We start from the raw sequence: 12,064 nt of genomic DNA, 5'->3' as shown, positions 1-12,064 counted from the left end.
CTTCGGCTCGTCCAATGATTAATTGGTTTTATATCTGATTTTAGAATGAAATACATCAATACCGAATTACTGAACAGAGTAACAGGTGAGGCAAAAAACAGTCCCCGCAAACGCATGAATTACAATTTCCATGAAAATGGAGAAGAGTTGTTGCAAAGAATGTTGAATGCTCTTGAACCTGAAACTTACTTGCCGCCCCACAGGCATACCGAGAATGTAGAGATTTTCCTTTTGTTGCGGGGAAGGATTACTGTAATCCTTTTTGATGATCAGGGAAATATTGTAGAGTCAAAAAAATTAGCTCCCGAAGAGGGTGAATATGGGGTTGAAATTCCAGCAGGAGTTTGGCATACCATTTTAGCAGAGGAGTCGGGATCGGTAATTTACGAGATAAAGGAAGGACCTTACGTACCAAATGCAGGTATGGAGTTTGCTTCGTGGACACCGGATCCATTAAAAGAAAATGTTTGTGAGTTGTATCTTGCGGGTTTAAGAGAAAAAATACTCAATTTGCAGTGAAAAGTAAAAACTTCGGCGTACCATCTCGCAAGAATCTGTTGTTCTTGCGGGGCCGAAGGAAAAAACCCAAAGAAATTGAATTCTTTGGGCTTTTTTTAATGGTTGCACTTTTAATTGTTCGCATTTGGTTTTACTCGGGTATATACAAAAACTCCCTCACCTTCAGGAGAGGGTTGGGGTGAGGTATTTTGATTGAGGAAAGGCAGGGGTGAGGTGTTTTTAACAAGCACTGATGAAAAGCCAAAATGGATGAGATCCTTCACTGCGTTCCTCCCCCGCGATAGCTATCGTGGCAGGATGACCAAAAGTGCAGTACTTCCATTTGGTCTAAACTATTTATGAGGAATTAACAGGATAAACAAAAACAAAGAAAATGAACTCTTTGGGCTATTTTAAGGGATACACTTTTAATTGTTTGCATTTGGTTTTACTAAGGGTTTATCCAAAAAACTCCCTCACCTTCAGGAGAGGGCTGGGGTGAGGTATTTTGATTGAGGAAAGGCAGAAGAGAGGTGTTTCAACAAGCACTGACGAAAAGCCAAAATGGATGAGATCCTTCACTGCGTTCCTCCCCCGCGATAGCTATCGGGGCAGGATGACGATATGCGCAGTATTTCCATTTCGGTGCTAACTCCCTCGCCTTCAGGAGAGGGTTGGGGTGAGGTGTTTAATAGAGGAAAGACTGGGGTGAGTTTTTTTTAACAAATACGGTATAAAACTCAGGCCTGCGGCACTTCTGCCACAGGCCGTTTGTTCATTGCCCGTTCTCAGTTTCCATTTCCACCTGAAGCACATTGGTTTCACCGTAACGGTGCACCAATTCCATGCTAATGGTTTTATAGGTTACGGCTTTAATTTGAATTTGATAGGTGCCCGGGTTCAGTTTATCAATTCGGAATCCTCCTTTTTTACTGGTACACAAATGGTCAATTCCCGCTTCAGGAATCAGGATGTGCGCCTGAAGAACCGCTAGTTTGCTTACCTTATCGGTAATGCTTCCGGATACAGCAGTTTTTCGATGGCCAACTTTCACCATATTTGTAGCTTCCAGATAACTTTGATACAATTCGGGATCGGAACCGGCAAAGAGAGATTGCATCACATTGTCCAGTCTGGTTTTGTTGATGTTGAGAATTTCTGCCCCCACATCTTTCAGTTCCTGATTCGAAATTTTTGTATTGCTCTTTATTTCCCTGGGTCTTGGAGCCAGATCGATATAGCTCGAACGCAGCACCTTAAGATCTGCTAATTCTTCTGTACTCACAGCTGTTTCGGCCAGTTGATCGCCCAAGTTGTCACCAAATCTGCAGGTAAAGTCCAGTTTGCTGATGAATTTTTCATCGGACAGGCTCAGGTAAAACGAAACACTGCCCTTTAAATTGGGAAGATCTTCCAGTTTGTTGCTTTTCAGGCAATAATTGTAGAAAAGAAGATTAATGCGGTTCAGATAATTGGCTGCCAATGCCTTTGTGTTGCGTTTGGTGATGGTGGTACCACTGTAATTCGTTTGGGTAAGCTCCCACAGAACATCGAACCGATCCATTTTATCGATCTGCAGATCAATGATTTCTTTCACAACAGGGACTGCATCCAGTTTAACTTGATTATCACTTATAAAACCTCGAAATGTTCTTTGCATTTCTTTTTGAGTTTCTAATAATTTTTGCATGATTTTTTGTTTTAAATGTTAGAAAACAGGAACAGGACTCCGGGCACTTGAGCGAAGTACAGCTCAAAAATGAAACAAGGCTTGATTCAATGAAAAAACAAAGTGCTTCCTGAACTTCACCAGGTGATCAAATGAAAATACAATGTGATTCCCGGATTTCACCAAGTGATTCCAGAACTTCATCAACTGATCAAATGAAAAAACAAAGTGCTTTTTGAACTTCAGCGGGTCATCAAATGAAAATACAATGTGATTCCTGAACTTCACCGAGTGATTCTTAAACTTCATCAACTGATCAAATGAAAATACAAAGCCGTTCTTAAACTTCATCAGGTCATCAAATGATGCCGGAATTTGCTTTTGTTAATTCACTGATTAGAAATAGAGCCACAGAGAAACATTATTCCTTGTGAGACATTCATTCTTAACCGGAGCACTTCCGTTCCTGTAATCTAACAATGATTTATAAAGAATTTTTAACTGAAAATAAATGAAACGAAGCTGTTTTAATTGTTGAAAAAATAGTTTTGAGTGTTTAATGATAAAGACAATTGCTGAAAGTAAGTCATTTGCAGAAAAAGCTTCGTGCAGATGATGCGGGTTGATTTGCACAAATTAGTTGGCAAATAACTCAGAGAATAATTGGGTCTTGTATCGGGAGACATCCGATTGAGTCCTGATTTTCCATGCTGATCAGGAGACGCTGGTTGTCCGGATTTATACCGGAAAGCTTTTCTTTCGATACGGCATTACATTCAAATTGATATTTTTCTTTGACATATCAATCTGCAAACATAGAATTAAAACAGCTGCAACATAATTGTAAAATAAATGTAAATAAAATTATTTATATAATCCCGTCCAATGTTTAATAAAAAACCAAAACAAATGTGAATAATCGTTAAAAATCACTTATTTGTCAGGATAATTGATCTGTTCATCCATTGTTGGTGTGGTCGAAAGTCGAAAAAGTCGAAAGTCTTGAAGGGTCAAACAGAGGAAAGTCCAAAAGTCTTGAAAGGTCTTGAACAGTCGAAATATTCATTAATTTTGTTCTTTATGGATGTAAGGCTGATTTGTCTGAGCTTAAAGAGGTGGTGAATTCATTGCCACTTGGCTTAAGCCTGTGGATTCAAAGTCGAAATGCCTCATGTAATAATTCTCCCTTTTTTAAGGGGAGATCCCGACAGGGAGAGGGGTGTTTGAAGGTGAAAGGTCTGGAAAGGTCTTGAAAGTCTTGAAAAGTCCAAAAGTCTTGAAAAGTCGAAATATTCATTATTTTGTTTTTTGGATGTAAGGCTGATTTGTCTGAGACTGAAGGACTCAAATATGAATAGCCCTGGGTAAATGAGCGAAGCGAATGTCACCCCGGGATAAGAATGAGGCATTACAAATTGGCGCAGGTGAATAGGTTTCTTTAAAAAGAGCATCATCTTCTGCGCTGCAGGAACCAATAGTCTAAAAAAGAGAATCTTGAATTTCGACATGTTTAGTTTAGTCCATGGTATAAATAGCGATGGATTTGTTTTGCCACTTGGCTTAAGCCTGTGGATTCAAAGTCGAAATGCCTCATGTAATAATTCTCCCTTTTTAAAGGGGAGATCCCGACAGGGAGAGGGGTGTTTGAAGGTGAAAGGTCTGGAAAGGTCTTGAAAGTCTTGAAAAGTCCAAAAGTCTTGAAAAGTCCAAAAGTCTTGAAAAGTCGAAATATTCATGATTTTGTTTTTTATGGATGTAAGTCTGATTTGTCTGAGCCGGAAGGACTCAAATATGAATAGCCCGGGGTAAATGAGCGAAGCGAATGTCACCCCGGGATAAGAATGGGACATTACAAATTGGCGCAGGTGAATAGGTTTCTTTAAAAAGAGCATCTTCTTCTGCGCCGCAGGAATCAATAGTCTAAAAAAGAGAAATTTTGAATTTCGACATATTTAGTCCATGGTATAAATAGAGATGGATTTGTTTTGCCACTTGGCTTCAGCCAGTGGATTAAAGATAGAAAGACAAAAGTCTTGAAGAGTCTTGAAAGATGCAAAAGTCCCCTTCAGGGGATTTAGGGGTAGTAAAAGCATAAATGCAAAAGCTCCAAAAGAAATAATCTTTTGGAGCTTTTTGCATGTCGTGGATTCTTAAATGCAAAAATCCAATACTTTAGCGGCATTTTCCTGATCTCCTTTTTCCAAAAGGCGGGTTGCTATTTTAATCAGTTGGTTTTCTTCCATGCCATTTTTAATCGCATCGGCGATTTCCTTTGGTAAATTGTCCATTGGTAAAAAATTTGTAGTAGTGTATAATTTCGCTGTAAAATTAAACAAAAAAATGAAAAGCCAAGCTGTCAAACTTGTCAAGTTAATTTGTTTGTCTTTATTTCACGAGCTTTGAATATGGATTTGGCTTCGTTCGTGGAATGAGAGGGGGGGGGTGATAAAAGGTCTTGAAGAGTCTGGAAAAGTCAAAGAGTCCAAAAGTCCATTGTAATCAAAAGAGGTAGAGGATTGGATTACCATGTGACTTTGTCCCATGGTATAGAATAAGGATAACTTTACTTTGCCACTTGGCTTCAGCCAGTGGATTCAAAGCCGAATGCCTAATGTAATAATTCTCCCATTTTAAGGGGAGATGCCGACAGGCAGAGGGGTGTTTGATAAAAAGTCTTGAAGAGTCTGGAAAAGTCAAAGAGTCTAAAAGTCCATTGTAATCAAAAGAGGTAGAGGATTGGATTGCCACCTGACTTCAGCCAGTGGATTCAAAGTCGAAATATTCATTAATTTTGTTCTTTATCGATGTAAGGCTGATTTGTCTGAGCTTAAAGAGATGGTGAATTCATTGCCACTTGGCTTTAGCCAGTGAATTAACAGTTGAAAGGGACAAAAGTCTGGAAGTGTCTTTAAAAAGTAAACCTTCTTCTGTGCCACAAGATCCAATAGTCAAAAAAGGTATTTGTTTTGGCCATTCAACCTTTCCAGACTTTTAGACTTTCTACATTTAGAATGTTCGATGATCCAATCTAATAAACAAGCATTCAAAAAAAAACAGTTTTTAGGTTTCTATGTAAAGAATTATGTGTTATATTTATGCGTTAATATTGTGAGGGTATGTGAATGTTAAATATTCTGATTCTTACATTTTCTGTTTCAATGACTACTGACTACTTATATAATTTACCGGAAATGAAGAAATACCAGATTTTAATCGTTGATGATATACCAGATAACATTAAAGTATTACAATCCATTCTTTCCGACGACTCCTACGAAATTAGTTACGCATTAAATGGCAAAGATGCCATAATGCTGTGTGTTGCAAAAAGTTTTGATTTGATTTTGCTGGACATCATGATGCCTGAGATGGATGGTTATGAGGTTTGTGAGTATTTTAAATCAAAAGAAAAAACAAAAGATATACCTGTAATTTTCCTTACTGCCAGAGTTGATGAAGAATCCATAATTAAAGGTTTTGAAGCAGGGGCTCAGGATTATGTCACCAAACCATTCAACCCTCAGGAATTAGTTGCCAGAGTGAATACGCATCTTGATTTAAAAAGTAAAAATCAGAAGCTGAAAATGATGAATCTGGAATTGGAGGAGAGGGTTGCTGCCCGAACCATGGAGTTGGTTGAGTCAAACCAAAGTCTTGAGCATGCAAACCATCAGCTTTCAACTCTCGAGGATGCTAAAAACGATTTTCTGTCACTCATGTCAACAGAACTGAGAGAGCCGCTAAATGGTATTGTGGGGTTTGCTGAAATGTTGGAATTTTCCATTAAAAATAAAACCAATTTAAAATATGTGCGATACATTATTCAGGCTTGTGAAAAACTGACTGGTGTTTCGGATATGGCCTTACTTCTTTCTGCTTTGCGTTTCGATCGTTACGAAATGAAAATTTTGGGAATTTCTGTTTACGAGGTGGTCAAAGACAGCATCGAAAAATTGAAACCATTGATCGCTGAACGAAAGATTAAAGTAAAGGTAGAGATCCCTAAGAATTATATTATTCGTGGTGATGAGAAATTGTTTGGCATCAGCATGGAGAAAGTTATTGAAAATGCTGTTACCAATGCACCTTCGCGTTCCGAAGTTTTGGTTGGCGCTTCGTTGGAAGGTCAAAGTGTCAAGGTTTTTGTTCAGGATTTAGGAGTGCAATTTACTCCATCGGAAGTGAATTACACATTCCACTTTTTTGAACTAAACAAAGAAGACCGAAGACAGGATTTTAAACGTTTTACCGCTGGTTTGGTAGTTGTGAAATTGGTTATGGATTTGCACAAGGCCATTGTTGATGTGGAGAACCTTAGCGAAGGCGGTGTTCGGGTTTCATTTCAGCTTCCGGTGTACTGATTTGAAAGTCTGGAAAAGTATCGAAGAGTCTGGAAGGGTCTGGAAGGGTCTTGAAAAGTCGAAGTGTCAAACAGTTTTGAACAGTCCAAAGGTCGAAAGGTTAAAATAGTATGGAAGTGGCTTATGATTGACTGATTAGGATTTTAAGCTGTTAATTAAATTCTGAATACTACCTGATATCAGCCTGCAGTCTTTCCGTAAATTTTCAGCTGTATTATTATTAAGATAATGGAGATCTTCGGTTAGATAAAGCATACTTCGAACCTCACCGCATGATGCTTTCGAAATGTCCAAAAAACGTCTGAATTCAGTGTCTGAATATCTTTCAAAACCTTCGGCAATATTATTCATGATAGAAACTGAAGCTCGTTGAATTTGGTCTTTGAATCCAAAATCTTTAATCCCATTCATTTCTTTGTATATCTCATTAATCAATTTCCGGGCATTTTGCCAAATCACCAGTTCTTCAAATTTTTTAATTGTACTCATATAATTATTTCGTATTTTTTTTACTCTTTTAAACTTCTGGATTTTTCCAACCTCTTGTACTAGTCTACCTTTTAGATTTTTCCAGAGCCTTCGACATTTCAAGACTCTTCAAGACTTTTTCGACCTTAAGACTTCGTAATCTTTTTTAGTACCAAACTTGCTTTATCAGCTTTTGTGAGTTCTTTCCTAAATGACCGAAACTCTTCGTAGCGGGATGCATTGAATGTGTTTTTATTTTTGCGGAAAATTCGTGTGTAGTAAACTTTATTGCCAACCAATTCAGCATTGCTTTGATAGTATCCGAAGTCCGATTCAATAATTTTTTCCTCAGGAAGGCTTTCTATTTTGTAACCTTCCGGCAGGATAAAACAGATGCTGTCTTTATCTTCAGTTGATCTGATATAGCGAATATCGGTGAGCCTGTTTTCCAATTTGGGAGGAATGTAAGTAATTCTGTTGATTTTATTTAAAGGGATGAATAAACGATCCCCTGTTTGCGAAGCATAGTTTCTTACATCAAGGGTTACGCTTAAAACTGACGATGGAATTTGTTTTTTATCTTCCTGAAAATGATAATCATTAATTGTAAAATCGGGTAGGTTGATGTGTTCTTCGTAAAGGAATTTCTTTTGATCGTCCACACTGCTTCTATGGTAAAGAGTTTCAATGTTTTCATATTGAATTCCAGTAAAAATAGTTGATATTTCAGCATGGGCGTCCCCATTTTTCAATAGGGTAAAAGTACCGTTTTGAATCTGCTGGTTTTGTTCTATGGTATATACAGGAGTATGGCAAAGTTCTCCGCCATCATCATTTACACACAATACATCGCGGTCGTCGGTAAAGGTTCCCAGATAGCCAAAAGGCATCTTCTGACTTGTGCATTCGAGCCAAATGGTGTCCTTCTGCAGCGGAACCCGTAAAATAACATGATTAAAATAGCTGTGCACAAAATCTGTGTACTGCAAATTATTGCTTTCCCCTGCTTTCACTAAAGTGTAATTGGATGGAATATGAACGACTTTAAGCAGGGATTTCATATAGTTCGACAATGCTTTGCAATCACCGTAACCTTTTTCTGAAACCATTTCGGCCGGAAAACTTTGCCAGCCACCTATTCCCAATTGTATGCCAACATAACGTGTTTTCGATTGCATGTATTCATACAATATTTTTACTTTTTCAATATCTGTCTGGCAGTCTTTGGTAAGTTCTATAATATGAGCCTGTTCTTCTTCAGGAATTTGATCGCGTCCTTGATTTAAAACAGCCGACCATTTCCCCAAGCTATTCCAGCTTTCTAAACTGCCTGGGTAATTATCCATTTCAAAATCGAGAGGAGCCAAAAGAATTTGAGGTGATTGCGAGAGCACACCGGTAGAATAGGGCTCACTTTTTAAGGCAGGTAAACTATCGATACCCCATTGGTAGATATTTTGATCATTTATGGTTGTAGTACTGATCGAATCTTTAAAATTAATGCATTTGTATCGTAATTTTTCCTCCGAAGGAATAATGACTTTCATGATGGATTTTTCAACACCTACAAGATAACCGGGATAGGCTTTCCAGCTTGGATAAACAAAAAGACCTTTGTAGTCTGATACCGATTTGTATTCAATAGTATATGGATATTGCTTTTGAACAGGTTCGTAAATTTTGAAACGTGAATCTCCGATCAGTTCACCTGCAGAACTATAGCTGTAATCTTTAATTTCTGATTCTTTTACTTTTTTAATCACTAAGCCAAGCGAATTATAGATGGTGATTTTTAAACTCTCTAAAGTTTCAAATTTGCTGTATCCAAATGGAATTGATGCGTAAACTTCTCCCTTTTTATTTAGAATTGTAATCACCATTTTTTGTGTCAGGCTGGAGCTTTTTCTTGAGTGTACTGTAAATTCGGCTTCATCCAAACGAACTACGGCATTGGCATTTTTTTTAAGTTCGGCAGGGATGGTAAATGCAGGATATTTAAATGTTTCTTTTTTTGCAAAGACAGGTGTAAGAAGTAAAAAGTAAGCAATTAGACTTAGTAGTGTAATTTGTTTCATATGATTATAATTTTAAGTTTTTGCCATATAGCCTGTCCCGAACTTGTTTCGGGAGAACTTACCATGCTGGAATAATCATCCCCCTGTGTGTTAGAATATCTATGGCATGAACGTTTCATTTTGTTCGTTTTTGATCCAATAAGTGTGGCAGGCTGTAAATTTTCAATCTCAATTGGACTTAATCATGTAAATTTTTCTACAGCTCATCTAATATAGTAAACGAACATAAAAGAATGAATCTAAATCTCCGCATGCTTGGTTTTATCAACTTAAATTGAACAGGTAATTTAAATTGTATCGACAGTAATTAATGAAAAAGCCTTTTCTTTTAGGAGACTAAGAGTGGTCTGCTCCGACTAAGAAAAGGTTTTGCTTTGTGGTTTCCCCCGCTAATATTAGTAAGGAAATTTCATCATAAAAAGAGAATTTCGTTTTATAAATCTGCCAGTATTTCGTTTAAATATGCATTAAGCGTTCGCAAACTGGCGAAGCATTCTAAAATCTCATCAGAAAATTGCTCTGATAACACGATTCGATCCGGCACCATTTTCCCTACCGCATAATTCTTGAAATTTAGCAGGTCGATGTATTCAAAATCTTTAGGATAACCACGTGGAGCAGTTTTTAGTTTTTCACCGTACATTTCAGGAAAATGAGATGAGAATTCTTTATTCGTGATGATTTCTTTAAATTCCAGTGGGTTGTGAAATATTTCTTCACGAATGGCTTTAAGAACATTTGGTGCAGGCATGTAGCAGCCACCACCCAAAAAGCTTCCTTCGGGTTCAATATGGATGTAATAACCTCCGTATTTGCTTTTCCGGCCATTTTTTGACAGAAAAGCTCCAAAATGTGTTTTGTAGGGTTGTTTGTTTTCAGAAAACCGAACATCCCGGAATATTCTAAAAATGCAGTCTTTGGCATTTAGTCCTGATAGATCCGGATCAATAACTTTGATTTGTTCGATACTTAGTTCAACGAAAAGTTCAAAGTCCTTTTTGGCCTTATCGTATTTTTTCTTATTCGCATGAAACCAATCCCTGTTGTTATTCTCTCTTAGTTCGAGTAAAAACTCGTAAATACTATTGCTTAGCATGTTGTAATGTTAAAAGGTAATTACTTTATAGTCTTTTTGAAGGTATTCGCTTAGTGGTTCACCCATGAATTTGACATCAATATTTAATTTTTCAAGTTGAGGAGAAACATCATACATATCAGCGCAGGCTTTGCATGCAAAAATAGATATTCCTTCTTGCTGCATTTTTTCAATGTATTCTTGAAGCTCTGCATCTTCACATAACAGTTTTGAGGATGGTCCCCAAACAATAAGGTTAATTTCGTCCCACCAGCCCATTTTCTTAGCATTGTAGGTGTACATAAATACCATTTTAAGGGCCACATCCCGGTCTCCGCTTGTCCAGATGACTGCTAATTTTTGTTTTCTGTTATGGTTCATATCTTGTTCATGAGTATTGGTGATTTGACAATAAGAATCCGTTGAATTGAAACAGATTTCCTGAAAGCGGAAAATGTTACGGCAAGAATATTTCTTATGGAAAAATACTTTTAATTAATAAATGAATATCAGGTTTTTAGCCAAGAAATTTGTATTTTTTATAAAAAGGATGAAATCAGTCAAGTAAAAAAAAGAGCCTTACGTCCTTAAATAAAAATTACTTATCAAAAAAAAGAAACTTAATATTGACTAAGTCCGTTATAAAGATGAATATTGCAGGTAATTTAAAATAAAAAGAGCGAATGTGGAAATTACTACGAATAATAATTCTCTTATTTCTGATGATTCCTGTTATTTCCTGGATCTGTTGGAAGTTTAAAGATAAAGTACAAATGAACCTGTTAGTTGTTGATAAAACAGTTCCAAACGGCAATTATTCTGAGCATCTGTCTTTTTTTTGGGTTGCCAATCAAAAGCGCTGGGTAAAACCGAATGGAGAGGAATATAACTTTGCGGAGGATTTTTACGGCTTTCATCCCGGAGATGATGGCAGGTATGTAATAAAGGATCTGCGCATTTTTGAAAAACAGGGGTTGTCTGCACTTGCTGATTCTTTGGATCTCGCTTTTTTTGCCGATACATATGGAATTTATAATTCCAACTGGAAAGATCATCCGGATTATGGAAAGGATACAATATCCTTATTTTATGGCGGATTACAACCGGCAGAGTTCAACCTGATAAGAGAGATGAAGAGAAAAGGCAAAACGATCATTGCAGAGTTTAATTTTATTGCAGCACCTACTTCGGAATTGGTTAGAAATCAAACAGAACAATTGCTGGGACTAAAATGGAGTGGTTGGGTTGGTAAATATTATCATACTTTGGATACAGTGCTTGATCCGGAAATTCCTCGCTGGTTGCCGGATTTGTATAAAAAGAATTATAAGAAGGAGTATGATTTTAAAAATGCCGGAATCGTTTTGGTTGATAATAAAGAGAGAATAGTTATTCTGGATGCTAAAAAACATTTAAACAGATATTTTCCCATTTTGGAAAGTGAATTGAGTACACAATTGCAATATAATGTACCTGAATCGATATATTATCCATTTTGGTTTGACGTCAATTCAACCGATTCACGCAATCATGTTTTGGCGTGGTTTAATTTAGATGTGAATGAAGAAGGAAAGGCTTTGTTGGATCAGTTTAATTTGCCAAAAAAGTTTCCGGCAATTTTGGAACACGATCAGGATTATCGGTTTATTTATTTTGCCTGTGATTTTTCAAATAACGAAATGGGAATTTATTCTTCCTACTTTAATGGAATTAATAGATTGAGTGGTGCATTTTACAATGCGAATCAGGTTAAAGATAGGAGAATGTTTTTTTGGAAGTATTATCGACCGTTCATGGGGACTGTAATGGATAGTGTATCAGCAAGAAAGGATCGAAAGGTGATGTATGTGGATTAAACTTAAACTAATTTGATATTGTCAAGTATAAATTGGACATTTGTGCTTTGTTTTTCTTTAAT

General features: G+C 37.0%; 9 protein-coding genes. 3 read left to right on the top strand and 6 right to left on the bottom strand.

The genetic code is table 11. From position 1 onward, the window contains the following. Positions 1-45: 45 nt before the first annotated feature. Positions 46-519: a WbuC family cupin fold metalloprotein gene (locus GQR60_RS18365; RefSeq protein WP_124994336.1), complete on the top strand. Its 474-nt coding sequence runs from the start codon at positions 46-48 to the stop codon at positions 517-519. Between the two features lie 754 nt (positions 520-1,273). Here GQR60_RS18365 and GQR60_RS18360 read toward each other — a convergent pair. Together GQR60_RS18360 and GQR60_RS18355 are read right to left on the bottom strand one after the other, a co-directional pair. Next, a complete protein-coding gene (locus GQR60_RS18360; protein WP_124994335.1) occupies positions 1,274-2,188 on the bottom strand; it encodes a carboxypeptidase-like regulatory domain-containing protein in 915 nt (304 codons plus the stop codon). Positions 2,189-4,317: 2,129 nt separating this feature from the next. After that, positions 4,318-4,455, bottom strand: coding sequence for a hypothetical protein (locus GQR60_RS18355; protein ID WP_154675814.1), 138 nt, complete (start codon positions 4,453-4,455; stop codon positions 4,318-4,320). Positions 4,456-5,358: 903 nt separating this feature from the next. Here GQR60_RS18355 and GQR60_RS18350 point away from each other — a divergent pair. Next, on the top strand, positions 5,359-6,528 hold the full coding sequence (locus GQR60_RS18350) for a hybrid sensor histidine kinase/response regulator (RefSeq protein WP_160463523.1): 1,170 nt from the start codon (positions 5,359-5,361) through the stop codon (positions 6,526-6,528). Between the two features lie 135 nt (positions 6,529-6,663). Here the strand turns inward: GQR60_RS18350 and GQR60_RS18345 are convergent, their stop codons facing one another. The 4 genes from GQR60_RS18345 to GQR60_RS18330 all read right to left on the bottom strand — a co-directional run bounded on the left by GQR60_RS18345 (position 6,664) and on the right by GQR60_RS18330 (position 10,527). Then, a complete protein-coding gene (locus tag GQR60_RS18345) occupies positions 6,664-7,017 on the bottom strand; it encodes a four helix bundle protein (RefSeq protein ID WP_124994333.1) in 354 nt (117 codons plus the stop codon). Positions 7,018-7,142: 125 nt separating this feature from the next. Further along, the gene (locus GQR60_RS18340; RefSeq protein WP_124994332.1) at positions 7,143-9,071 is read right to left on the bottom strand and encodes a DUF3857 domain-containing protein; all 1,929 of its coding nucleotides are present in this window, start codon (positions 9,069-9,071) and stop codon (positions 7,143-7,145) included. A 433-nt stretch (positions 9,072-9,504) separates the two neighbouring features. Next, positions 9,505-10,167 (bottom strand): DUF2461 domain-containing protein, encoded by a 663-nt coding sequence (locus GQR60_RS18335; protein WP_124994331.1) that lies wholly within the window; start codon positions 10,165-10,167, stop codon positions 9,505-9,507. A gap of 9 nt (positions 10,168-10,176) precedes the next feature. Then, positions 10,177-10,527, bottom strand: a complete 351-nt coding sequence (locus GQR60_RS18330) for a DsrE family protein (RefSeq protein WP_124994330.1) — start codon at positions 10,525-10,527, stop codon at positions 10,177-10,179. Between the two features lie 302 nt (positions 10,528-10,829). Between GQR60_RS18330 and GQR60_RS18325 the strand changes: the two genes are divergently transcribed. Then, positions 10,830-12,002, top strand: coding sequence for a hypothetical protein (locus tag GQR60_RS18325; RefSeq protein ID WP_124994329.1), 1,173 nt, complete (start codon positions 10,830-10,832; stop codon positions 12,000-12,002). Positions 12,003-12,064 lie beyond the last annotated feature (62 nt).

Source organism: Labilibaculum euxinicum (genome assembly GCF_009795715.1).
GTDB classification, from domain to species: domain Bacteria; phylum Bacteroidota; class Bacteroidia; order Bacteroidales; family Marinifilaceae; genus Labilibaculum; species Labilibaculum euxinus.
Note: the sequence above shows the minus strand (reverse complement) of the source record. Positions and strands in the feature narration are given on the sequence as shown.

What these genes read in the sequence shown, in the direction of transcription:
- GQR60_RS18325 (WP_124994329.1), top strand. Translation starts at nt 10,830, where the DNA reads ATGTGGAAATTACTACGAATAATAATTCTCTTATTTCTGATGATTCCT.
- GQR60_RS18360 (WP_124994335.1), bottom strand. Translation starts at nt 2,188, where the DNA reads ATGCAAAAATTATTAGAAACTCAAAAAGAAATGCAAAGAACATTTCGA.
- GQR60_RS18350 (WP_160463523.1), top strand. Translation starts at nt 5,359, where the DNA reads ATGAAGAAATACCAGATTTTAATCGTTGATGATATACCAGATAACATT.
- GQR60_RS18355 (WP_154675814.1), bottom strand. Translation starts at nt 4,455, where the DNA reads ATGGACAATTTACCAAAGGAAATCGCCGATGCGATTAAAAATGGCATG.
- GQR60_RS18365 (WP_124994336.1), top strand. Translation starts at nt 46, where the DNA reads ATGAAATACATCAATACCGAATTACTGAACAGAGTAACAGGTGAGGCA.
- GQR60_RS18340 (WP_124994332.1), bottom strand. Translation starts at nt 9,071, where the DNA reads ATGAAACAAATTACACTACTAAGTCTAATTGCTTACTTTTTACTTCTT.
- GQR60_RS18335 (WP_124994331.1), bottom strand. Translation starts at nt 10,167, where the DNA reads ATGCTAAGCAATAGTATTTACGAGTTTTTACTCGAACTAAGAGAGAAT.
- GQR60_RS18345 (WP_124994333.1), bottom strand. Translation starts at nt 7,017, where the DNA reads ATGAGTACAATTAAAAAATTTGAAGAACTGGTGATTTGGCAAAATGCC.
- GQR60_RS18330 (WP_124994330.1), bottom strand. Translation starts at nt 10,527, where the DNA reads ATGAACCATAACAGAAAACAAAAATTAGCAGTCATCTGGACAAGCGGA.